Source organism: Azoarcus taiwanensis (genome assembly GCF_012910885.1).
GTDB lineage: Bacteria > Pseudomonadota > Gammaproteobacteria > Burkholderiales > Rhodocyclaceae > Azoarcus_F > Azoarcus_F taiwanensis.
Window position 1 is genome coordinate 1 of record NZ_WTVM01000060.1, and the last position, 23652, is coordinate 23652.

The following is a 23652-nucleotide window of genomic DNA, read 5'->3' on the forward strand; positions in this document are numbered from 1 at the left end:
AGTGCGGATGGCGGCCGATCAAAACCGTCTGCAAGACCGATGATGAGAAATGATCGCCCTGATGTTGAGTCAACAAACCCCGGCAGCGCGCAAGCGCCAGGCTGTCCCATTGCGCCAGCGGCCTGCCCTCGATGCGCACCTCGCCCACGGTCGGCGAGCGCAACCCGGCGATGGTGTTCAGCAAGGTCGTCTTGCCTGCTCCGTTCGGCCCGAGCAACGCCAGGCACTCGCCCGCCGCCAACTGCATGGCGAACTCGCAGCACAGCCAGCGTTTGCCCACCTGCAGCGCGACGCCGTCCACCTCGAGCATCGGCGCGCTCATCCCACCTTCCTCGTACGCGAAAGCAGGAACAGGAAGACCGGCACCCCAATCAGCGCGGTCAGTACGCCAACCGGCAACTGCATGGGCGCAATCATCGTCCTCGCCGCGGTATCCGCCAGCGTCAACAACGTTCCCCCGGCGAGCATCGCCGCCGGCAGCAGCAAGCGCTGGTCGTTGCCGATGACGAAACGCACCAGATGCGGCACCACCAGCCCGACGAAACCCACTGAACCGATCAGCGTGACCGCCACCGCAGTAAGCAGCGAGGCCACCACATACAACACATAACGCAAGCGTTTCACCCGCACCCCGAGCGACAGGGCAGTCGCCTCACCACGCGCAAGCACGTTCAGATCGCGCGCGAACGGCATGACCAGCACGATGCCGACCACCAGCACGACCGCCGCCGGCCACGGATTGCTCGCGCCGGAGGCATCGCCCATCAACCAGAACAACATCGAGCGCAGCCGGGCATCGGGCGCCAGCGACAACATCAAGGTGATCACCGCGCCACAGCCCGCAGCGACGATGACGCCGGTCAGCAGCAAACGCGTCTGGGTCCATGAGCCGTCACCGTGCGCCAACCCGAAAACCAGCAGCATCGCCGCCAGCGCGCCGGCGAAAGCCGAGGCATCCACCATCCACGGTGCAAGTCCTAGCATCATCGCCGACAAGGCCCCGACCGCCGCCCCGCCGGAGATCCCCAGCACATAGGGATCCGCCAGCGGGTTGCGCAACAGCACCTGCATCAGCGCGCCGGCGATCGCCAGCAAGCCACCACAAACGAACACCGCCACCGCGCGCGGCAGGCGCAGGTGGCGGATGACGTCGGCTTCAAGTCCACCGATACCGCCAAACAATGCCGCACGAAGCTGGCTGAACGAGACTACGAGATCACCGGACTTCAACGCGTAGACGAGCGCGAACAGCCCCGCCGCAGCGAGTCCGGCGATCACGGTGAACGCTCGCGGCGCGTGCGTCATCGCGACTCCGCCCTATCAGCGCGGCGTGTAGCGGACACCGACAAAGGCATTCGCGCCTGCCGTGGCATAACCACGTGAAAGCTCGTACTTCTTGTCGAGCAGGTTGTTTGCACGGAACTCAATACGCCAGTCCGGCGCGACACGATAGTGAGCATAGGCGTCTAGCACCCCGTAGCCCCCCAGCTCGACCGTGTTCGCAACGTTTTCGAAGCGACCCCTCTCGCCGTACCAATCGACGCCCCAGTCCCAGCGCCCGACTGAGTGTTCGATCTGTACAAACGCAGACTCCCGCGCTCGTCGTGGCAGGCGGTTTCCGCTCACTCTATCCTTGGCATTAATCAGGTCTACGCCGGCGCGGATGTCGAAACCAGCCAGGTGCGTGCCATAAGCAATCTCGAATCCTTCGAGTTTGGCTTGGTTGAGGTTCTGTGGTGGCCAGCCGGAGATCATGTCACGAACGCGGTTGTTATAGTAGGTCACCTCCACGCTCTGAAACCCGTCATCCCAACGCACGCCCAACTCCCTGTTCAGCGCACGCTCGGGTTTCAACGCGGGGTTGCCACCGCCGAAACCGCTGTCAGGCCAGTAGAGTTGATTGAAGGTGGGTGCATTGAACGCCGTCGCGATGCTGCCATGCACGCTCCAGTCCGGGGAGATGCGGTAGCCATAGCCAAGCATCCCCGTGGTCTTGCTTCCGAACTGCGAGTTGTCGTCATGACGGACGTTCAACTGGACACTGTGATCTCCGATACTGGCCGACCAGCCGAGCAACAGCGCATGCACGCGCCGGGAGTCCTCCACATAGCCGGTATCGCCACCGGCCTCGGACCGCACATATTCGTATGCCGCCATCAGGGATCCGAGCGGCAGCGTCACGTCGTGCTGCCAGACAAACTGCTGTTGCCTCGACCGGATCCGGTTCCTTTCAATGGCGCTGGGTCGGTTGTTCAGGTGGTCGTCGCTCTGCCCCACACGGACAGTGCTGGTCCATATATCGGTGATCTCATTGCGCATGAAGATCCCCACTGAACTGACCTGCTTGTCAAGACGCGAGTTGAACCTTGGCTCGGTCAGGAGCCGCGACACGTCGTACTCGTTGCGTCCCTGGGTGTGGAAGAGATTGATACCGATCTCGTCGCGCTCGCGGAATCCCACCGACAATGAGCCGGACATGTAAGCGTTATTGAAGCCGTCTCGATCGCTGTCGTACGAGGTACTCGGCCCCCAAGTGGAGTACCAGAAGGTCTCGTCGTGTTTGGAGTTGAAACCACGCGTTCGCTCGCGCCCTGCCGATAGACTGTAGCGCACACGCTCATGGCCACCACTCACCGAGGCACCGAGGTTCACGGTGTCATAGCTACCATAGCCGACGAAAAGCTCAGGACTGAATCCGGTCTCCCCCCGACGCGTGAAGATCTGGATGACCCCGCCAATCGCGTCGGAGCCATATAGCGCACTGGCCGGTCCGCGCAGAATCTCGATCCGGTCGATGATCGCAAGTGGAATGGCCTCCAGAGTAGGCTGTCCGCTATTAACGGAATTCACTCTCAAACCGTCGATTAACAGCAAGGTATGTCGCGACTCCGCGCCCCGGACGAACACACTCGCGTTCGCCCCCGGACCACCGTTCGTCACCACGCGGACGCCAGAAACCCGTTTGAGAACGTCGGTGAGCGTGGAGTGACCCGCGCGCTCGATTTCCTCCCGCGTAATTACCTCGACGCTGGCAAGCACCTGGTCAACACGCTGCGCCTGGCGGGTCGCGGTGACGAATGTCGTTGCAAGCGTCGCCTCATCGGTTGTGACGGCGCTTTGCGAGAACGCAGGAAAAGCGGCAGCCACCGCGAGCGCGGTTACGGTAAGACGGATTTTCATTGTTGTAGCTCCCTTGCGCCACGACAGGCGTCCCCGCACGCCGTGGCAATGCCGAATCGATGTGCGTGGGCAAAGGAGAGCAATGGAGCACGGTCGAACGCCCGTTGCCGCCTCCCCGCGGCACATCAGCCAGTTCGCGTTCGGGCCGGTATCCGGGCTCGTGGGCTGTACCGGCAGGGTGCTCGACCTGCCGGACTCGAACTGTCGCCTTCCCGGGCCAGGGCCCAGTGGCGTGATGACAGCTCTTGCGTCCACTTACCGTTGCGGGGGCAGCACAGGCATTGCGCATCGGAGTAAGTTCCCCGCCGCGCGCACCTGTTTCCCGTTGAACCCTCTGGCGTGAGCCGCCTTCGGGCACCTCGAATGCGTTTCGTCCTGTTGGACGAAGCCGTGATGATAGCGTGAAATTTGCCGCAATGCGGCAAACTGTCGGGATGGCTCGTACAACCGGGGGGATGAATGACCAGCCGACATCTTCAGAACACCGTCTTTCGCGGCTCGTGCCGCTGTCACCAGGATTAGCCATGTCTCGACACCTGATTCTTGGCGGCGCCCGCTCCGGCAAGAGCCGGTTTGCCGAACAGCTCGCGATCGACTCGGGGTTGCCGGTTACCGTTGTCGCAACCGCCGAGGCATTGGACGAGGAAATGGCGGCGCGGATCGCCCGCCATCGCTGCGACAGACCCGGACACTGGCGGACGATAGAAGCGCCGCGCCAACTCGCGGATGTGTTGCGCGCAACCTGCAGCGAGGGCAGTTGCGTCGTGGTTGATTGCCTGACGCTGTGGCTGGCCAATACGCTGACCGACGGAGAAGCCGCGCCCACCCTGTCCGCAATCGAGGAGCGGCCGGCAGCCCGGATCGAGCAGGACGCCTTGTTCGCTTTACTGCCGAGCTTGCCCGGCGAGATCATTCTCGTTGCCAACGAAGTCGGCATGGGCCTCGTGCCGGAGTCGCCGCTGGGCCGGCTTTTTCGCGACGAGGCCGGCCGACTCAACCAGCGGGTCGCCGCCTTGTGCGAACGTGTCAGCTTCGTCGCGGCCGGATTGCCCTTGCACCTGAAATAGATCACGAACCACGGCAGAAAGCGTCTCGAACATGCCGACTTGGTCACGACGCCTCAATGGCGCATTTACTTAGAATGGAGCTATGGAACAGATAAAGGCGAACATGGTGAGAACGCACGGCCCAAGCTTTCCGAGCGCCTGCCGGACCCGCTGTCTCTTCGTCATGAGCACCGGATTGCGATCGATGGGGTTGCTGGCAGCGCTGTTCCTGCCCGCCCTGGCATTTGCCACGACGACGGACCTCGTGCACGAGACCGCAATGGGTATGTGGCCAACCACAGGCATCGACGTTGTCAGCGCAATTTTCATTGGCGTGCTTGTAGCCATCGCTGCCCACAGTCTGATGACTTACTTCGCCATCGGCGACCGGGTTCACATTGCCCACGCCCTGCTCGCCCTGTCGCTGGTCACCGCTCAGCTCCTGCTGATTGGCGGAATCGCCCCCCCGCGCTGGCTGGACGGCACGAACAGTGCCGAACTGGCGTTGCCCAGTGGTATCGCGCTGGTCGGGCTGTTCGCTTCGATCTTCACGCGGGATTTCTTCGATACTGCAAGCAATGCACCATTGTACGAACGGCTGTTGCTCGTCACCGCATCGCTTTTCGCGTTGTCGCTCGCTGCGATCTGGATCGTGCCGCCGCCCTATGGTGTGCACACCGCGTGGGGCACAGCCATGCTTTTCGCAGCATTGGCGATCGCCTGTTCGATCCGTTGCATACAGCTGCATGTGGCAGGCGCAGGCCTCTTCCTCGCCGCCTGTGCAGTCGTCATCGTCGGTCAGGGTCTCGCAAGCGCCGTGAGCCATGGCCCAGGGCATGTCATCGCGTCCTTCAGTGCAGAAGCGGGGTTCCTGATGGCGACATTATTGCTGTCGGTAGCCATGGCGCGACGCACCGATGCCGCACGGGGCACGCGTGCCGTTCGTCTTGCTGCGGAACTGGATATCTCAAAGCAAACCCTGGCGGCCGCACGGGAACTCGAAACCACGCTCACCCACCGGCTGGACGAAAAGGCTCTTGAACTCGATGCAGCAAACGCCCGCCTCGTCGAGCGAACCCAGAAACTCGAAGCGCTTGCACACCGGGATGCGCTCACACAACTGCCTAACCGGCTCCTGTTCGAAGACCGCACCACTCATGCGATCACGCGTGCTTTGCGCCACAAGGCAAGAGTGGCGGTAATCCTGGTGGACATCGAAGCCTTTCGCAAGATCAATAAGGAGTTTGGGCGTTCGCTTGGCGACGAACTCCTGGTGCTGCTCGCGCATCGCTTGAGCGCAAGGCTGCGCGCTGGGGACACTATTGCACGTATCGGTGGCGACGAGTTCGCGGTGCTCCTCGAAGACGTTTTCGAGCACGACGACCTCGAGCGCGTGATAAGCGGCCTCAAGGACGAACTGCCGCTCCCATTCCTGCTGGGCGACAAGCAGATCGTCATCGAGGCTTCCATGGGTTTTGCCTTTTTCCCCGAGGACGGCGAGGATACTGCGTCGCTGCTCAGGGCGGCCGACCGTCGCATGCTGAAGGTCAAACAGGCGCGCGCCGACGGGGACACGGCGACCACCTGAGCGATGGTGGCGTAGAATGACGCGCTTTGTTAGCTGACAAGGCACGTCATGCATTTCGACATCGTCACCCCGGACGCATCTCCCCGCTCTCAGATCCAGCACCGGATCGACCGCAAGACCAAGCCCGTCGGCGCACTGGGTAGACTCGAGAGCCTCGCGCTGCAGATTGCGCTGATTCAACAGCCGGAAGCGCCCGCGATCCGCTCCCCACAGATGCTGGTCTTCGCCGGCGACCACGGCGCCGCGAAGGCGGGTGTCTCCGCGTACCCGCAAGACGTGACCTGGCAAATGGTGGAGAACTTTCTCGCCGGCGGTGCCGCAATCAACGTTTTCTGCCGCGAGGCCGGGATGGGTTTGCGTGTTGTCGATGCAGGCGTCGCCCATGATTTCGGCGTACGAGACGCACTGATCGACGCAAAGATCGGGCCCGGCACCGAGAACTGGCTGGAGGCCCCCGCGATGTCGCTAAACCAGGTTGAGAGAGCCCTGCAGCGCGGACGCACACTGGCGCACGAGCTTGCTGACCACGGTAGCAACCTGCTCGGCTTCGGCGAGATGGGCATCGGCAACACCGCCTCGGCATCACTGATTACTCACTGCCTTACCGGCGCGCGACTCGAGCAGGTGACCGGTCGAGGTACTGGCCTCGACGATTCCGGTCTCGCTCGCAAGCTCGCCATGCTCGAGCAAGCGGTTGCGCGAGGTGGCCGCCCGAGCGAGGCGCTGAAAGTCCTCAGCGAATACGGTGGCTTCGAGATTGCGATGATGGCCGGAGCCATGCTCGGCGCTGCCGAGAAACGCATGGTCTTGCTCATCGATGGTTTCATCGTGACCGCCGCGCTGCTGGCGGCACACCGCATCGCGCCCGAAATCCTGTCCTATTGTGTGTTCGCCCATCGATCCGAGGAACCCGGCCACGCGGTGCAGCACACGCATCTGGGCGTCGAACCACTGATGGCACTTGATCTCCGACTGGGCGAAGGTACCGGGGCGGCATTGGCGCTGCCGCTGGTGCGCGCGGCAGTCGGGTTCTACAACGACATGGCGAGCTTCGAATCTGCCGGCGTCGACGGCTGATACACCCGTTTCATGCGCTACCAGCTCGAACTCTTCTTCACCGCGATCGGGTTCTTCACCCGGATTCCGGTGCCGGGGTGGGTGCCTTGGTCCACAGATCGGCTCAACCATTCGGCCCGTTACTTTTCCCTGGTCGGCTGGATTGTCGGCCTGGTGGGCGCGGGCAGCCTGATCCTGTTCGCGCTGGTGTTGCCGGCGGCGATCGCCGTGCTGCTGTCGATGGCAGTGACGATCCGGCTCACCGGTGCGTTCCACGAGGATGGCTGGGCGGACACCTGCGACGGTTTTGGTGGCGGCTGGGACAAGTCGCAGACCCTGGCCATCATGAAGGATTCGCGCAACGGCACCTATGGCACAGTCGGCCTGGTGCTGATGCTGCTGGCCAAGGCGGCCGCGCTGATCACGCTCGCTGGGAGCAGCGTCTGGCTTGCGGCGGTGGCACTGCTGGTGGCACACCCACTTTCGCGCCTGGCGTCGACCAGCCTGATCCACACCATGGAATACGTGCGCGAGGATGAGTTGTCCAAGGCCAAGCCGCTCGCGCGCAAGCTTGGCCACAATGAACTGGCAATCGCGGTCTTGTTCGGTCTGCTGCCACTGTTGCTGCTTTCACCGCCGCGCGCGTTGCTGGCCTGTTTGTTGGTCGCGTTCACCACTCTGCTCGCAGCCCGCGCCTTCCGACGTAAACTCGGCGGCTACACCGGCGACTGCCTGGGCGCCGCCCAGCAAGCGACCGAACTCGCCTGCTATCTCGCACTGGTGACGACGTGGAACTCCATCTGATCCGCCATCCCCGTCCAGACGTGCCCGCAGGCGTCTGCTACGGGCAAACCGACGTCGGACTTGCAGAGTCGGCGATCGAGGTCGCGGCACGCCTGCGTCCGCTCCTTCCCGGCGCGTTCGCGCTCCACGCCAGCCCCTTGTCCCGCGCCCGGCTACTCGCCGAGGCGCTTGGCGAGCCAGCGCTGGACAACCGCCTGATGGAGATGCACTTCGGTGACTGGGAGCTCAAGGCCTACACCGAGCTGGGCGACGCAGTAGACCGCTGGGTGTCGGACCCGCTGGGCTTCGCTGCACCGGGCGGCGAGTCTGCCAACGATCTGACGCGACGCGTGCGGCACTGGCTCGATGAGCGCCTGTCGCAGCAGGATGAAGCGCCAATGGTCGTCGTCGCCCACGGCGGTCCGCTACGCGTGATTGCCGGCCACCTCCTCGGTCTGCCGGCCGAGCGCTGGCTCTCGCTCGACTTCGCCTGTGGCCATGTAACGCGCCTGGATGTGAACGACTGGGGGGTCGTGTTGAAGTGGTTCAATCGTTGAACGGGTAACTCGGTAACGCACTACCAGAACCGCGAAGCGTGGCAGGCGGCAGTCCGCTCACGCGCGGCATGCGCCACGCGTGAGCGATCGTGCCCCCCTCTTTCGAGCAGGCTGTCGGGTCAGCGCTTGTCGCGCTTTGCCTGCGCCCGCTTTCCGGATGCGGTTGCGTGGGCACGCTGGGTTGCAGCATGGGGGTCACGGGCAGGCGCCTTGCGCTGTGCGGCAGTCGCGGGCTTCTTGCGGGATGGCCCGGGCTTTGCCGCTGCAGCACCACCTTTGACCGGTTTGGCGCTGCGGGTAGAAGCCATGGACAACAGCTTTGCACGTGCCTCCGCGCGCGCCTTCGCCTCATCGAGCTGGGCCCGTCGCTTCTCGAAGCGCTGCAGGGTTTCCGCAAACAGTTTCGCCTTCTGCTCGGTCCGGGTGTTGGCGACGCTGGTATTGCCCCTTTTCGAGCCTGTCGCCGCGCGAATCGAAACGGTCTGGCGGCGGAACAGATCCTGGTACTTCTTGCGCATTTCGCGCGCACGACTGATCGACGATTTCAGCGCCGCCTCATCGAGCTTGGTGATTTCGTCGGCAAGACTCGAAAGGAACAGGTCGAGCTCGTCGTCGCTGCAAAGCACTTTTGCGTGAGAACGGTTGTAGGCCATGGACTTCCCTCCTTGGATGATCACCAGCGTAATCTGGTTGCCGCACGCATCAATGCGCGCTTGACGTCATCATCACGCCAGGCGGGTCGATCATGCAAGGGGCCAGGCTATATTCGGCGAACGTCGACACGACTGTTAACGCAAAAAGGCCTCGCCGAAGCGAGGCCTTTTTGCCGCGACCGAGGCCGCGACAGCGGACGCTGCAGGGCAGGATTACATGCCCATGCCCATGCCACCCATACCGCCCATGCCGCCCATGTCGGGCATTCCGACGGCCGGCTTGTCGTCCGGCGCTTCGCCGACCATGCAGTCGGTGGTCAGCATCAGGCTGGCAACCGAAGCGGCGTTCTGCAGTGCGGTGCGGGTCACCTTGGTCGGGTCAAGCACGCCCATTTCAACCATGTCGCCGTACTCGCCCGTCGCGGCGTTGAAACCGAAGTTGCCAGCGCCCTCGACCACCTTGTTGACCACCACGCTCGGCTCGTCGCCAGCGTTGGCAACGATCTCGCGCAGCGGCTGCTCGAGCGCCCGCAGAACGATCTTCACGCCGGCGTCCTGGTCGTGATTGTCGCCTTTGATGTCGCCCAGGCTGGAGCGCGCGCGCAACAATGCAACACCACCACCCGGGACGATGCCTTCTTCGACGGCGGCGCGGGTCGCGTGCAGTGCGTCTTCGACTCGGGCCTTCTTCTCCTTCATCTCGACTTCGGTTGCAGCACCGACCTTGATCACGGCCACACCGCCTGCCAGCTTGGCAACGCGCTCCTGCAGCTTCTCGCGGTCGTAGTCAGAGGTAGCCTCTTCGATCTGCACACGGATCTGCTTGACGCGCGCTTCGATGCGCTCGGCCTGGCCTGCACCGTCGATGATGATGGTGTTTTCCTTGCCGACTTCGATGCGGGCGGCCTGGCCGAGGTCGTCCAGGGTGGCCTTCTCGAGGGTCAGGCCGACTTCCTCGGCGATGACCTGTCCGCCAGTCAGCACGGCGATGTCTTCCAGCATGGCCTTGCGGCGGTCACCGAAGCCCGGGGCCTTCACGGCGCAGGTCTTGAGGATGCCACGGATGTTGTTCACCACCAGGGTCGCGAGTGCTTCGCCCTCGACGTCCTCGGCGATGATCAGCAGCGGACGGCTGGACTTGGCGACCTGCTCGAGTACCGGCAGCAGATCACGGATGTTGGAGATCTTCTTGTCGAACAGCAGCACGAACGGGTTCTCGAGGATCGCGACCTGCTTGTCCGGGTTGTTGATGAAGTACGGGGAGAGGTAGCCGCGGTCGAACTGCATGCCCTCGACGACGTCGAGTTCGTTTTGCAGGGACTTGCCGTCTTCAACGGTGATCACGCCTTCCTTGCCGACCTTTTCCATCGCGTTGGCGATGATCTCGCCGATGTCGCTGTCGGAGTTGGCGGAGATGGAGCCAACCTGGGCGATTTCCTTGCTGGTCGAGCAGGGCTTGGACAGCTTCTTCAGCTCTTCGGTGACCGCGATCACGGCCTTGTCGATGCCGCGCTTGAGATCCATCGGGTTCATGCCGGCGGCGACGAACTTCATGCCTTCGCGGACGATGGACTGGGCCAGCACGGTGGCGGTGGTGGTACCGTCACCGGCGATGTCGGAGGTCTTGGAGGCGACTTCCTTGACCATCTGCGCGCCCATGTTCTCGAACTTGTCCTTGAGCTCGATTTCCTTGGCGACGGACACGCCGTCCTTGGTCACGGTCGGAGCGCCAAAGGAGCGCTCGAGCACGACGTTACGACCCTTCGGGCCGAGGGTGACCTTGACTGCGTTGGCCAGAACATTGACGCCAGCGACCATACGGTCACGAGCGGAATCACCAAACTTGACTTCCTTAGCTGCCATTGTTGCTTACTCCTAGAATTCGTTGATCGGTGTCGAGAGGCGGGTTCAGCCTTCGATGACACCCATGATGTCTTCTTCGCGCATGACGAGAAGCTCCTCGCCTTCGACCTTGACGCTCTGGCCGGCGTACTTGCCGAAGAGCACCTTGTCGCCGGCCTTCACGGCCATCGGACGAACCTTGCCGTCATCGAGGATCTTGCCGTTGCCGACGGCGATCACTTCGCCCTGGTCGGGCTTCTCGCCGGCCGAGTCGGGGATAACGATGCCGCTGGCGGTCTTGCGCTCGGCCTCGAGACGCTTGACGATCACGCGGTCATGCAAGGGACGAATGTTCATCGAGTCACTCCTGTTGTGTCAGTCTGATTGATTGTTTCGGAGCGGGCCTGCGCCCGCATCCAGCGATCACTAATGAGTCCGCTTTCGCGAACCTGTTAGCACTCACTGCCAACGAGTGCTAATAATATGGACGACCCCTTCCGATTTCAAGAGTCGATGCACGAAAAAAAAACGGCTGGGCCCGGCAGCCGGCCTTCGGTCTAGCCCGACATCGCCATCAGGCTGGCGTTGCCACCGGCCGCCGCGGTGTTGACACTCAGGGTGCGTTCATGAACCAGCATGATGAGGTCGTACAGCGGATCCGCGACCAGCAGCGGAACGATCGGCCCCGCTCGCGACGCCAAGACTCGCCGCCAGGCGTCGGCCTCTTCCGCCTCGCCGTCGAGAAGCAGAACATCCCAGCTCGCGTCGCGGAGGTCATCAACGAGTGTCATGCGTTCCCGGACCGGCTGCGGCAGGGCTTCATGAAGCGCGCGAGTCGGCTTCAGGTCGGGTAGCACAACCCGGTTGTCGCAGGCCAGCGCGGCCAGCAGCTGATGCACCCACGCCGACGTGGTTTCGGCCACGCCCGCAACCGTGCCGCGCGGCACGAAACGCAGGGCGTTGTCTTCGCCGGTAGGCCCCGGCAGCTGCAATTCGAGACTGGCCAGGCGCGCCGCGCGATAGGCATCCGCTCGATCGCGCAGCGTCGCAAGCGTGTCGCCGTCGAGCAGGGTCCGCGCGCCACTCTCGAGCCAGTCGGACAATGCGGCGAACGCCGGGGCGACCTGCGGACGGGGGAAACGACGCAGGTCCGGCCCAGGCGAGCGACTGAGGAGCCGGTGCAGATAAAGAGGACCGCCGGCCTTGGGCCCGGTTCCAGAAAGCCCTTCGCCGCCGAAAGGCTGCACACCCACCACCGCGCCGATAATGTTGCGGTTCACATACAGGTTGCCCACATGCGCGCGGGCTGCCACGCGTTCGATGGTCTCGTCGATGCGGCTGTGCACGCCCATGGTCAGGCCGTAGCCGGTGGCGTTGATGCGCCCGACCAGTTCGTCGAGCCCGTCGGAGCGGTAACGCAACACATGGAGAATCGGTCCGAACTGCTCGCGCTCGATCGCGTCGAGTGAGTCGATCTCGATCAGGGTCGGGGCGACGTAGCTGCCATGCGCACAGTCATCCGACAGTTGCAGCCGTTCGACGCGATGGCCACGCCCGCGCATCGTCTCGACATGCGCCTCCAGCCCGGCACGCGCGTCTTCGTCGATGACCGGGCCGACGTCGTTGCGCACGTCGGCGGTATTGCCGATACGCAGCTCGCGCATCGCGCCGCGCAACATGTCGAGAAAATGGTCCGCGATCTCCTCCTGCAGGCACAGCACGCGCAGTGCCGAACAACGCTGGCCAGCCGAGTCGAAGCTGGACATGATCACGTCGGCCGCCACCTGTTCGGGCAAGGCGGTGGAGTCGACGATCATCGCATTCTGGCCGCCGGTCTCAGCGATCAGCCGCACGTCGCCGCCGCGCGCCGCGAGACTGCGCTGGATGATGCGGGCCACCTCGGTCGAGCCGGTGAACATCACGCCACGCACCCGGTGGTCGCCCACCAGGGCGGCGCCGACGGTTTCGCCTCGACCCGGCAGCAACTGCAGGGCGTCGGCCGGCACGCCGGCGCGATGCAGCAGGCGCACCGCCTCGGCGGCGATCAGCGGGGTCTGCTCGGCCGGCTTGGCGAGCACCACATTGCCCGCGGCCAAGGCCGCGGACACCTGGCCGGTGAAGATCGCAAGCGGGAAGTTCCAGGGGCTGATGCACACCACCGGCCCGATGGGCTGGTGACTGGCGTTGTCGAAGCCGCGCGCCTCACAGGCATAGTAGCGGAGAAAATCCACCGCCTCACGCACCTCGGCGACCGCGTTGGCCCATGACTTGCCGGCTTCGCGCACCGCGAGTGCAATGAACGCCGGCGCTTCGACGTCCATCAGGTCGGCTGCCCGCTCGAGGCGCCCGGCGCGCGCCTCAGGCGGCAAACGCGACCACTGCGACGCCGAAGCGGCATCGAGCGCGCTCGCGACATCAGCCTCGGTCGCCTCGACCACCTCGCCGACACGATCGCGCCGGTCCGCGGGGTTGGTGACGGCTTCGACGCTGCCCTTGGCCGCTGTCGCGATAGCCAGGATCGGCCCCGACTCGAACTTCCTTGTGGCGGCGTGAGCCACCGCTTCGCCGAGTTCGCGCCGCACCGGTTCGGCCGACAGATCGAAACCACGCGAATTACGCCGCCCCGGACCATAGAGGGCCAGCGGCAGGACGATGCGCGGATGCGGCGTGCCGCCCAGCGCCTCGGCCTCGGCAACCGGATCCGCGACCAGCGCCTCGACAGGCACCGCCTCATCGACAATGCGATTGACGAAGCTGCTGTTGGCGCCGTTCTCGAGCAGCCGCCGCACCAGGTAGGCGAGCAGGGTCTCGTGCGAGCCGACCGGTGCGTAGATGCGCACACGGCGGCGTAGCGCCGGGTCCGCCAGCAGGGTGTCGTACAGCGGCTCGCCCATGCCGTGCAGGCACTGAAATTCGTAGTCTCCGTCGCGCCCGGGGTCGCCCGCGATGCAGTGCACTGCCGCGAGCGAGTGCGCGTTGTGGGTCGCGAACTGGGGGAAAATCGCATCGCGCGCATCGAGCAGCTTGCGCGCGCATGCGAGATAGCTCACGTCGGTGTAGACCTTGCGGGTCCACACCGGATAGTCGGAAAGTCCATCGACCTGGGCGCGCTTGATCTCGGCATCCCAGTAGGCACCCTTGACCAGCCGGACCATCAGGCGTCGCTGGCTACGCCGCGCGAGCGCGATGATCCAGTCGAGGGTTGCCCAGGCCCGTTTCTGATAGGCCTGCACCACGAAGCCCAGCCCGGTCCAGCCGGCCAGCTCAGGATCCAGCGCGAGCGCCTCGAGAATGTCCAGCGACAGGTCGAGGCGGTCGGCCTCTTCGGCATCGATGTTCAGGCCGATATCGTAGTCCCGAGCCATCCCGCACAAGCGGCGGATGCGCGGGAAGAGTTCGTCGCGCACCCGGTCCGGCTGCGACCAGACATAGCGCGGATGCAGGGCAGAGAGCTTGACCGAGATGCCGTTGCCCTCGATCACGCCCACGCCCTTGGCTGCACGCCCGATCGCATGGATGGCCTCCTCGTAGGCGGCCATGTAACGATCGGCGTCGGCGGCAGTCGCTGCCGCCTCGCCCAGCATGTCGAAGGAGTAACGATATCCGCGACTCATCGCCGTGCGGGCGCGGGACAAGGCCTCGTCGATGTCCCGACCGGTGACGAACTGCTCGCCCAGCATCCGCATCGCCAAGTCCATGCTCTTGCGTATCAGCGGCTCTCCGCCCTTGGCCAGCAGCCGGTTCAAGGCACTTGCCAGGCCCTCTTCACTGCGGGTCGCAACCAGCCGGCCGGTGACCAGCAGGCCCCAGGTGGCCGCATTCACGAACAGGGACGGGCTGTGCCCGAGGTGCGCACGCCAGTCGCCATGGGCGAGCTTGTCGCGGATGAGCCGGTCGGCCGTCGCCTTGTCCGGGACCCGCAGCAGGGCTTCGGCGAGACACATCAGCGCGATGCCCTCCTGGCTCGAAAGCGAGAACTCCTTCATCAGGGCATCGACGCCGCTGGATCTGGCACGCCTTGAACGCAGGGCTTCGACCAGGCGTGTCGCCAGCGCTGCACTTTGCTGTTTGACTGTATCTGACGGTCTGGCAGCCTCGATCAGGGTCGGCAACAGCTCGGCCTCGGGCACCCTGCAGGCGCTGATGATGGCCAGTCTGAGCGCATCACGCTCGATGTTCGGCAGCGCAGCCGCGTCCCCCATCGCATTGACAATGGTCATCCTTGTACTCCATGAAACTTGTTGATGCCGGCAGGCGCACGGACTGCGGCTGCCGGCGAGTTGAGCCGGGTGGTCGGCGACCATCGACAGGTCGCCGACCACCCACTGCGAGGTTCAGCGATAGCGCCTGATCTCACCGCTGTCGATGCGTGCCCAGTAGCTTGCGATCTCACGCTTGACCACCGGCATCAGCAGGTAAAGACCGATGATGTTCGGCAAGGCCATCGCGAAAATCATCGAATCGGAGAAGTCGATCACCGGGCCGAGGCTCATGCTCGCCCCCGCCACCACGCACGCGCAGAAGAAGAGCTTGTACACATTCTCCATGGACTTGTTCTCGCCGACGAGGTAGGTCCAGGACTTGAGCCCGTAATACGACCAGGCGATCATCGTCGAGAAAGCGAAAAGCACCACCGCTACCGCGAGGACCACCGGGAACCACGGGAAGGCTGTCGCGAAGGCCGCCGAGGTGAGCTGCACGCCGGTGAGGTCGCTCGCTAGCTGGCCCGAGATCACGATCACCAGCGCGGTCATCGTGCAGATCACGACCGTGTCGATGAACGGCTCGAGCAGTGCGACATAGCCCTGGCTCACCGGCTCGCGGGTGCGTACCGCGGAGTGTGCGATCGGCGCGGAGCCGATACCTGCCTCGTTGGAGAACGCTGCACGCCTGAAGCCCTGAATCAGCGCGCCGATCGCGCCGCCGGCCACCCCCTCGGGCGAGAACGCACCGACGACGATCTGAGTGAAGGCCCAGCCGACCATGTCGATGTTCATCAGGATGATGACCAGACCGGCGCCAAGGTAGATCGCGGCCATGACCGGCACGATCTTTTCCGTCACGCGCGCGATCGACTTGATACCGCCAATGATCACCATGCCGACGATGCTGGCAAGCACGAGTCCGAAGAGCCAGCCCTTGTCGGCAAGAAAGCTCGCTTCGCCGCCGGTGACGTTGACCACCTGCTGAAAGGCCTGATTGGCCTGGAACATGTTGCCGCCGCCGACCGCGCCGCCAATGCAGCAGATGGAGAAGAAGATCGCGAAGAACCGTCCCAGCCCCGGCTTGCCGATCTCGGCGAAACCGCGCGACAGGTAGTACATCGGGCCGCCCGAAACGGTGCCGTCCGGGTTCTCCTTGCGGTATTTGACGCCAAGGGTCACCTCGGTGAACTTCGAGGCCATGCCCATCAGCCCGGCGAGAATCATCCAGAAGGTCGCCCCGGCACCCCCGATCGACACCGCGACTGCAACGCCGGCGATGTTACCGAGCCCGACGGTTGCCGAGAGCGCGGTAGTCAGAGCCTGAAAGCGCGAGACTTCGCCTGCGTCCTTGGGGTTGTCGTAACGCCCGCGCACGACGTCGATGGAATGCTTGAAACCGCGAAACTGGATGAAACCGAAGTACAGCGTGAACACCGTGGCAGCGAGGATCAGCCAGCCGACGATGAGGGGAAAACTGACACCGGCGATCGGCACCGAATAGAAGATGATGCCGGCGACGAAGTCTGAGATCGGTGAGAGCGCAGTGTTGATCGCCTCGTCGATGGTTTGCGCAATCTGCGCATGCGCCGCCGAGGAGGCAGCCATCAGTGCGGCTGCGGCGGTGAGGGCCTTGTGGCTCATGAATGATGTCTCCGAATGATTATTCTGCTTTGGCCTGGCGAGGCCGGCGATCACGGAACGACGGTGACCGGCACGGGCGAAACCTGCACCAGCGACATGCCGACGCTACCGATCAGTCTTGCGGCGAGCTTGGTGCGGCCGCGACGCCCGACGAAGATCTGTGCGGCTTCCTTTTCCTTGGCGATCTCGCACATGATCTCCACCGAATGGCCGTATCGCACCTCACTGGTCACCTCGAGACCGGTCTTGCGCAACGCCTCGCAGGCCGGCTCGATGAACTTCTCGGCCCGCGCGACTTCCTCCTGGCGTCGTGCGTGACGCTCGTTGAGCTCTTCGGTCGTCAGAAAACTGTACGGCGACCATTCAAGGACGTGAACGAGATGCAGCGTGCCGTTTTGCTGGCGGGCGCATTCGACAGCGAAATCCATCGCCCTCCGACACGAATCGGTACCGTCGAAACCCACTATGAATGTTTTCACCATGGTCGGACTCCTTGGCTGTTGATAGAGACCCGGGCCATGAAGACAGCATCACAGCCCGGATGACCGTATTTTTGGTCAAAAACTTTAGTTTATGGCTCTAAAATTTGGCTTTATACAGACGATCTGCCTGTAATATCCGCGTAAATAGGCTCATGAACTGGAATCAACGCATGGACCGGATCGACCGACGCATTCTCGAGGCGCTGCAGCAGGACGGCCGGATCTCGATAGTGGAACTTGCCGCGCGCGTCGGTCTGACCAAGACACCTTGCGCCGAGCGGGTCCGACGGCTGGAGAAATCGGGGGTCATCAAGGGCTACCACGCCGAGCTCGACCCTGCCGCGGTAGACGCCGGCCATGTGGTGATGGTCGAGGTGTTGCTGAGCAACACCACGGCTCAGGTGCTGCGGCAGTTCGATGAGGCGGTCAGACGTATCCCGCAGATCCAGTCCTGCCACCTGATCGCGGGCGACTTCGACTATCTGCTCAAGGTGCGCACGCGAGACATCGCCGAGTATCGACAACTCATGGGCGAAGCGATCTCAGAGCTGCCATGCGTCAAGCAGACCCACACCTACGTGGTACTGGAAACCGTCAAGGATGAAATGACGGTGCAGCTGGCGAGCTGAACGCTACGGAGTGGCCCCTCGATCGAATCGGGCGAGTCGGGAACACCCGACATCCGATCTCAGTTGGCAAAGCCGTCGAACCGGCCACCTGCCGGCGCTCAGAGCGCCACGAGCCATTCACAGGTCGCGCTGCGAACGCAGGCTCAGGATTGCGGATCCAGGTGGTAGCGGGTGACGCGCTCGACTTCCTCGGACGAACCCAGCACGACCGGCACGCGTTGATGGAGGCGCTGTGGGGCGACCTCCAGGATGCGCTCACGTCCGGTGGTCGCCGCGCCGCCCGCCTGTTCAACAATCATCGCCATCGGGTTGGCTTCGTACATCAGGCGCAGCTTTCCGCCCTTGTCGCGACACTTGGCATCCATCGGATACATGAACACACCGCCTCGGGTCAGGATCCGGTGCACATCGGACACCATCGAAGCGACCCAACGCATGTTGAAGTCCTTGCTGCGGGGGCCGGCCACCCCTTCGAGCAACTCCCCAACATAACGCTGCACGGGCGCCTCCCAGTGGCGCATGTTCGACATGTTGATCGCGAACTCCTGGGTGGAAACGGGAATCGTCATGAACGGGTGAGTGTAGACGAAGCTGCCCATCTCCCTGTCGAGGGTAAAGCCATGCACGCCATGGCCGACGGTCAGCACGAACATCGTGCTCGGGCCGTAAAGCGCGTAGCCTGCCGCCACCTGCTCGGTTCCCGGTTGCAGGAAGGCGATCTCGCCGGGCTCGCCGGGGCCATCCACCGGATTGCTCAACACCGAGAAGATCGTGCCGACCGAGATGTTGACGTCGATGTTCGACGAACCGTCGAGCGGGTCGAACAGCAGAAGATAACCACCTTTCGGATAGTCGAAGGGGATCTGATGCACCTCCTCAACCTCCTCGGAGGCCATGGCCGCCAAGTGCCCGCCCCACTCGTTGGCCTGCAACAGTATCTCGTTGGCGATCACGTCAAGCTTCTTCTGCGCCTCACCCTGCACGTTGTCGGTGCCGGCCTCACCAAGCACGCCCGCCAGGGCGCCCTTGGAGACATTGACGCCGATGGCCTTGCAGGCGCGGGCGACAACTTCTATGAGTAGCCGCAGGTCGGCGGTAATGCGGCCCGCGCGCTGTTGTTCGATAAGGTGCTGTGTCAGTGTGACGCGTGCCATAAAACCTGGACTCCCGGCTCGCCGATTCGCTCGGCTCTTTCATGTCTTGGGTTGCGATTATCCCAGATACCGGTTCCGCGCGCTGCAGGTATCATGACAACGCCAGGCGGAGCCCCGCGCGGCGAACATTCGAATCCGTATCCACCCCAATGCACGTAATGGTTCTCGGTGCCGGCGTGACCGGCATCACCACCGCCTGGTATCTGCTGCAAGCCGGCCACGAGGTAACGGTCCTGGAGCGGCGCGAAGATGTCGGGCTGGAGACCAGCTTCGCCAATGGCGGGCAGATCTCGGTCAGTCACCCGGAGCCGTGGTCAAGCCCCGCCGCACCACTGATCGCTCTGCGCAGTCTGGGCAAACCGGACGCCCCACTTCGCTTCCGCTTTGGAACGGACTGGCAACGCTATGTCTGGGCAGTTTCGTTCCTGCGCGAGTGCCTGCCCGGCCGGCACCGAAACAACGCCGAGCGTATCGCACGGCTGGCTCTGCGCAGCGTGCGTGCGTTACGCCAGCTTCGGGAACAGAGCGGCATCGAGTACGACCACTGCGCAGGAGGCATTCTCCACCTTCTGCGCGACCCCGCTGCCCTGAGCGGCGCTGGAAGGCGAGTCCAGCAACTTGCTGAATGGGGTATCCGTGCGACGCTGATGAAACCGTCGGAATGTTGCGCGTTGGAGCCTGCGCTTGCACGGGCGCCCGACCTGCTCGGTGCGATCCTTGCACCGGACGACGAATCCGGTGACGCTCACCGTTTCACGCAGGCACTTGCGAGCCTGTTCGCGGGTCGCGGCGGCAGACTGCTAACCGGGCACGACATCCTCGGTCTCGTGAGAGAGGGGACTCGCATCACTCAGGTGCTCGCGACGGCCGAGCAAGGTTCGACTCGCGCGCTTCAGGCTGACGCCTTCGTGGTCTGCCTGGGGGTTGGCTCAGCACGTTTACTGGCACCGCTCGGGTTGCGCCTGCCGATTTATCCGGTGAAGGGCTACTCCATCACCGTACCGATAGTCGATCCCGCGCGCGTAACGACGGTGAGCCTTACCGACGAAACCCGCCGTCTCGTTTGCTCGCGCTTTGGCGACAGGCTGCGGCTGGCCGGCACTGCAGACATCGACGGCTACGACAAACGGATCGACCCGCGCAGAATCGCATCGCTGCGTGCATGGATCGATGCGTTCTTTCCGGGTGCGACTGATCTCGCGTCAGCCGAGGCCTGGGCCGGACTTAGACCCTGCACGCCGAGCTATGCCCCCCTGATCGGCGCTTCCGGAATCGACGGGCTCTGGCTCAACACCGGCCATGGCTCCCTGGGCTGGACGCTTGCCTGTGGATCCGCCGAGACTCTAATGGAGCAGATAAACGCCCGCACCTGACAGACAGCAAGGCACTGAAGCCCTCCCCCGGTAAGCGTGGACGCTCACGCAGACGCAGATGTTTCGGACGATACGGTCAGGTCACTTTGCGCACCGCAGGTCGTGGTTGCGCTGGCTTCCCTGGTCGCGCATTCCCGCTCGAAATCGAAACCCACCTGCTCAAGATGGAAGGCGAGCGCAGCATCCATCGACCCGACATGGTGTTCGAGCCAGGCTGGCAACTCCTCGACCAGGCGTCGCGCAAAGAACGCGTCACCGTCATCAACGCGTTTGCGCACTTCATGCATCACCGCGAGCACCCGGTCGTGCTCCGCCTTGTGACAGCCGGGAAAATCAACCCGCTCCATCCAGCGGTTCTCGATGTCGAAATGGGTCGTGGCGCGGCCGATGAATCGGTCGAGCGCTTCCGGGAGTTCCGCAGGGGACGCCGCGGCAAGGGCCTGATACAGCTCGACGAGTTCGCGGTGATCGGCATCCATGCGTTCGACGCCCAGCGCGAGTGAATCCGACCAGTTCATATCGCCACCCCTTTCAGCGCACGCAGGGTTTCACGGCTCAGCAGTATCATTTGACCAGCTTCAGGTGTGCGCCCCGAGCGGATGCCGGCTCGGACGGCTCGGCCTCTGCTTGGTCATCGCCCGACTCGACGATCTCGAGACCGGCCGTCTCTTCGTGTTCAGGCTCACCCGCGTCAACGTCGGCCGGAAGATCGAGCTCGAAGGCCATTCCCTGACCATTCTCGCGTGCATAGATTGCCAGCACATGGGACACGGGGATGTACAGGTGTTGAGACACTCCGCCAAACCGTGCCTGAAACGTGATCGCCTCGTTACCGAGATCGAGATTGGCAGTCGCCTCGGCGCCAATGTTCAGGACGATCTGGCCATCCCGTGCATAACCCGGCGGTACGACGACACTGCGATCCACGACGACTGCGAGGTGTGGCGTGAAGCCGTTGTCCACGCACCAGTCATGAATCGCTCGAAGCAGGTAGGGTTTGGTCGTTGTTGCTGACATTCTGCGTGTCGCGCCTGATCAACGGCGCATGACCTTCTCGGAGGGGGTCAAGGCGTCGATGAAACCCTGTCGGCTGAAGATACGCTCGCCGTACTTCATGAGCGCCGACGCGGTCTTCGGCAGCTCGATGCCGTAGTGCTCGAGACGCCACAACAAGGGCGCAATCGCCACATCCAGCATCGAGAACTCGTCACCCAGCATGAACTTCTGCTTGGTGAAGACCGGCGCGAACTGCGTCAGCTGGTCACGCACATGTGCCCGGCTCTTGTCGGCCGCCTTGGTGCCCTTCTCGAGCACGTCGATGTGAGCGAACATTTCCTGCTCAAAGGTGTGCAAGAGCTGCCGCGCGCGCGCGCGCATGATCGGATCCGGCGGCATGAGCTGCGGATGAGGAAAGCGCTCGTCGATGTACTCGTTGATGATGTTGGACTCGTACAGCACGAGATCCCGGTCCACAAGCACCGGCACCCGGTTGTATGGATTGATTACCGCGATGTCCTCGGGCTTGTTGTAGAGATCGACGTCGATCACCTCGAAGTCCATCCCTTTTTCGAACAGCACGATCCGGCAGCGGTGGCTGAAAGGATCGGTCGTCCCCGAATAAAGCGTCATCATGGTTAGCTAACTCCGGATTCCTTAAACGACGCGCACCACGCGGATCTCGCGTGGTGCGAATATGCGGCTTTCGGCACCGGGGCTCCGGCGCCGAGCACGCTTAGTGGATGTCTTTCCAGTAGTTCTTTTTAAGTGCGTAGGCGAGTCCCGTAAACACTATGAGGAACAGCAGGACGACGATACCGATGGATTCACGCTTCGCTGCGACTGGCTCACCCATCCAGACCAGAAATGACACGAGGTCGGCCACTGCCTTGTCGTACTCTTCGGGCGTCATCAGGCCAGGCTTGACGAGTTCGAGGCGGATGTCGACCGTGCCATCGGGGTTGTCGGTCTTGTGCGCGATCTGCTCGCCCTGTAGCTGCCAGAACACGTGCGGCATGCCAACGTTTTCGAAGGCCACGTTATTCCAGCCAGTCTGCCGCTCAGGATCACGGTAGAAGGTGCGCATGTAGGTGTACAGCCAATCGGCACCCGGGTAGGCATGCCCCGAGCGCTGACGCGCGACCAGCGTCAGATCAGGAGGCGCAGCACCGAACCACTTTTTGCCCTCGTCGTGACGCATCGCGATCTTCATCAGATCACCGACTCGTCCACCGGTGAACATCAGATTGTCGCGAATCATGTCCTCGGAGAGGCCAATTTCCGTGAGCTTGTTGTAGCGAACGAAACTGGCGCTGTGACAGTTCAGGCAGTAATTCACGAACAGCTTGGCCCCATGCTGAAGCGCCGCCGGATCACGGCTGACCGGCGCCTTGTCCAGGGGTGCCATCGGCCCGGCGGCGATGGCGAGTACCGGGGCGAACAGCGCAGCGACGAAGAGGGTCTTTATTTTCTTGAACATGGCGGTGGTCATTTGAAGGTCACCCTTTCCGGTTCGGGTTTGCACTTGTCGAGTTTGCTGTACCACGGCATCAACAAGAAGAAAGCGAAATACAGCACCGAGCAGATCTGAGCGAGCAGTGTCCGGCCGGGCGTCGGCGGCAAAATCCCGAGATAACCAAGGATGAAGAAAGAAACAACGAAGATCGCCAGCGCAATCTTGAAGATCGGGCCGCGATAGCGGATCGACTTCGCTGGGCTGCGGTCAAGCCAGGGCAGGAAGAACAGGATGACCACGGCCGCACCCATCGCCATCACACCCCAGAAAGCGGCGTCGAGACCAAACAGCGGGTAGGTCACCGCACGCAGCACCGAGTAGTAAGGCGTGAAGTACCAGACCGGCGCAATGTGCGGAGGCGTCTTCAGCGGGTCAGCTGGAATGAAGTTGTTGAATTCCAGGAAGAAGCCGAAGAACTCCGGAGCAAAGAAGATCACTGCCGAGAAGAAGAACAGGAAGACACCGACACCAACGATGTCCTTGACCGTGTAGTACGGGTGGAACGGGATGCCGTCGAGCGGAATGCCGTTGGCGTCCTTTTTCTTCTTGATCTCGACACCGTCCGGGTTGTTGGAGCCCACTTCGTGCAGCGCGATGATGTGCGCAGCGACGAGCGCGAGCAGCACCAGCGGCACCGCGATGACGTGAAGCGCGAAGAAGCGGTTCAGCGTCGAGTCGCCGATGACGAAGTCCCCGCGGATGACGACGGTCAGGTCTTCCCCGATCACCGGAATCGCCGAGAACAGGTTGATGATGACCTGCGCGCCCCAGAAGGACATCTGACCCCAGGGCAGAATGTATCCCATGAAGGCTTCAGCCATCAGAACCAGGAAGATCAGCACACCGAAGACCCACAGCAGTTCGCGCGGCTTGCGGTAGGAGCCATAGATGAGCGCGCGGAACATGTGCAGATACACGACGACGAAGAACGCCGAAGCACCAGTCGAGTGC

At 63.2% G+C, this 23652-nt stretch carries 22 protein-coding genes and 1 riboswitch; of the genes, 7 read left to right on the forward strand and 15 right to left on the reverse strand.

The window, feature by feature from the left end:
• The 3 genes from GPA21_RS11105 to GPA21_RS11115 form a co-directional block, all read right to left on the reverse strand.
• Positions 1-322, reverse strand: a 322-nt coding sequence (locus GPA21_RS11105) for an ATP-binding cassette domain-containing protein (protein ID WP_168988231.1), incomplete at its 3' end; no start/stop codon positions are given.
• On the reverse strand, positions 319-1305 hold the full coding sequence (locus GPA21_RS11110; RefSeq protein WP_168988232.1) for a FecCD family ABC transporter permease: 987 nt from the start codon (positions 1303-1305) through the stop codon (positions 319-321). The genes GPA21_RS11105 and GPA21_RS11110, both read right to left, overlap by 4 nt.
• Before the next feature lie 15 nt (positions 1306-1320).
• Entirely contained in the window at positions 1321-3180 is a 1860-nt protein-coding gene (locus GPA21_RS11115) for a TonB-dependent receptor domain-containing protein (RefSeq protein ID WP_168988233.1), read from the reverse strand.
• 127 nt (positions 3181-3307) lie between these two features.
• Positions 3308-3557, reverse strand: a riboswitch (cobalamin riboswitch).
• A 147-nt stretch (positions 3558-3704) separates the two neighbouring features.
• Between GPA21_RS11115 and cobU the strand changes: the two genes are divergently transcribed.
• The 5 genes from cobU to cobC all read left to right on the forward strand — a co-directional run bounded on the left by cobU (position 3705) and on the right by cobC (position 8210).
• Positions 3705-4247 carry a bifunctional adenosylcobinamide kinase/adenosylcobinamide-phosphate guanylyltransferase gene (gene cobU / locus GPA21_RS11120; RefSeq protein WP_168988234.1) on the forward strand — a complete coding sequence of 181 codons (543 nt, stop codon included), beginning with the start codon at positions 3705-3707 and terminating at the stop codon, positions 4245-4247.
• Positions 4248-4410: 163 nt separating this feature from the next.
• Positions 4411-5814 (forward strand): diguanylate cyclase, encoded by a 1404-nt coding sequence (locus tag GPA21_RS11125; RefSeq protein WP_211163547.1) that lies wholly within the window; start codon positions 4411-4413, stop codon positions 5812-5814.
• 48 nt (positions 5815-5862) lie between these two features.
• A complete protein-coding gene (gene cobT / locus GPA21_RS11130; RefSeq protein ID WP_168988236.1) occupies positions 5863-6891 on the forward strand; it encodes a nicotinate-nucleotide--dimethylbenzimidazole phosphoribosyltransferase in 1029 nt (342 codons plus the stop codon).
• Positions 6892-6903: 12 nt separating this feature from the next.
• Entirely contained in the window at positions 6904-7674 is a 771-nt protein-coding gene (locus tag GPA21_RS11135) for an adenosylcobinamide-GDP ribazoletransferase (protein ID WP_168988237.1), read from the forward strand.
• Positions 7659-8210, forward strand: a complete 552-nt coding sequence (gene cobC, locus GPA21_RS11140) for a histidine phosphatase family protein (protein ID WP_168988238.1) — start codon at positions 7659-7661, stop codon at positions 8208-8210. Before GPA21_RS11135 ends, cobC begins: the two co-directional genes overlap by 16 nt.
• Before the next feature lie 119 nt (positions 8211-8329).
• Here cobC and GPA21_RS11145 read toward each other — a convergent pair whose 3' ends face one another.
• From GPA21_RS11145 to GPA21_RS11170, 6 genes are all read right to left on the reverse strand, one after another.
• On the reverse strand, positions 8330-8863 hold the full coding sequence (locus GPA21_RS11145; protein ID WP_168988239.1) for a hypothetical protein: 534 nt from the start codon (positions 8861-8863) through the stop codon (positions 8330-8332).
• Between the two features lie 213 nt (positions 8864-9076).
• Positions 9077-10726, reverse strand: coding sequence for a chaperonin GroEL (gene groL / locus GPA21_RS11150; protein ID WP_168988240.1), 1650 nt, complete (start codon positions 10724-10726; stop codon positions 9077-9079).
• Positions 10727-10771: 45 nt separating this feature from the next.
• Positions 10772-11062 (reverse strand): co-chaperone GroES, encoded by a 291-nt coding sequence (groES, locus tag GPA21_RS11155; protein WP_168988241.1) that lies wholly within the window; start codon positions 11060-11062, stop codon positions 10772-10774.
• A gap of 200 nt (positions 11063-11262) precedes the next feature.
• A complete protein-coding gene (gene putA, locus GPA21_RS11160) occupies positions 11263-14925 on the reverse strand; it encodes a trifunctional transcriptional regulator/proline dehydrogenase/L-glutamate gamma-semialdehyde dehydrogenase (RefSeq protein WP_211163548.1) in 3663 nt (1220 codons plus the stop codon).
• Between the two features lie 114 nt (positions 14926-15039).
• Positions 15040-16551 (reverse strand): alanine/glycine:cation symporter family protein, encoded by a 1512-nt coding sequence (locus GPA21_RS11165; RefSeq protein ID WP_168988243.1) that lies wholly within the window; start codon positions 16549-16551, stop codon positions 15040-15042.
• 50 nt (positions 16552-16601) lie between these two features.
• Entirely contained in the window at positions 16602-17033 is a 432-nt protein-coding gene (locus tag GPA21_RS11170) for a universal stress protein (protein ID WP_168988244.1), read from the reverse strand.
• A 170-nt stretch (positions 17034-17203) separates the two neighbouring features.
• Between GPA21_RS11170 and GPA21_RS11175 the strand changes: the two genes are divergently transcribed.
• Positions 17204-17662 carry an Lrp/AsnC ligand binding domain-containing protein gene (locus GPA21_RS11175; RefSeq protein ID WP_168988245.1) on the forward strand — a complete coding sequence of 153 codons (459 nt, stop codon included), beginning with the start codon at positions 17204-17206 and terminating at the stop codon, positions 17660-17662.
• 143 nt (positions 17663-17805) lie between these two features.
• On the opposite strand, the gene GPA21_RS11180 is transcribed toward GPA21_RS11175, so the two are convergent.
• On the reverse strand, positions 17806-18816 hold the full coding sequence (locus GPA21_RS11180; protein ID WP_168988246.1) for a class 1 fructose-bisphosphatase: 1011 nt from the start codon (positions 18814-18816) through the stop codon (positions 17806-17808).
• 41 nt (positions 18817-18857) lie between these two features.
• Between GPA21_RS11180 and GPA21_RS11185 the strand changes: the two genes are divergently transcribed.
• Entirely contained in the window at positions 18858-20189 is a 1332-nt protein-coding gene (locus GPA21_RS11185; protein ID WP_168988247.1) for a D-amino acid dehydrogenase, read from the forward strand.
• Positions 20190-20233: 44 nt separating this feature from the next.
• Here the strand turns inward: GPA21_RS11185 and GPA21_RS11190 are convergent, their stop codons facing one another.
• The 5 genes from GPA21_RS11190 to GPA21_RS11210 form a co-directional block, all read right to left on the reverse strand.
• Positions 20234-20707: a hemerythrin domain-containing protein gene (locus GPA21_RS11190; protein ID WP_168988248.1), complete on the reverse strand. Its 474-nt coding sequence runs from the start codon at positions 20705-20707 to the stop codon at positions 20234-20236.
• A gap of 46 nt (positions 20708-20753) precedes the next feature.
• A complete protein-coding gene (locus GPA21_RS11195; RefSeq protein ID WP_168988249.1) occupies positions 20754-21206 on the reverse strand; it encodes a ClpXP protease specificity-enhancing factor in 453 nt (150 codons plus the stop codon).
• 18 nt (positions 21207-21224) lie between these two features.
• On the reverse strand, positions 21225-21821 hold the full coding sequence (locus tag GPA21_RS11200; protein WP_168988250.1) for a glutathione S-transferase N-terminal domain-containing protein: 597 nt from the start codon (positions 21819-21821) through the stop codon (positions 21225-21227).
• Between the two features lie 100 nt (positions 21822-21921).
• Positions 21922-22665: a cytochrome c1 gene (locus tag GPA21_RS11205; protein ID WP_246261910.1), complete on the reverse strand. Its 744-nt coding sequence runs from the start codon at positions 22663-22665 to the stop codon at positions 21922-21924.
• Positions 22666-22673: 8 nt separating this feature from the next.
• On the reverse strand, positions 22674-23652 hold a 979-nt coding region (locus GPA21_RS11210; protein WP_168988252.1), incomplete at its 5' end, for a cytochrome b.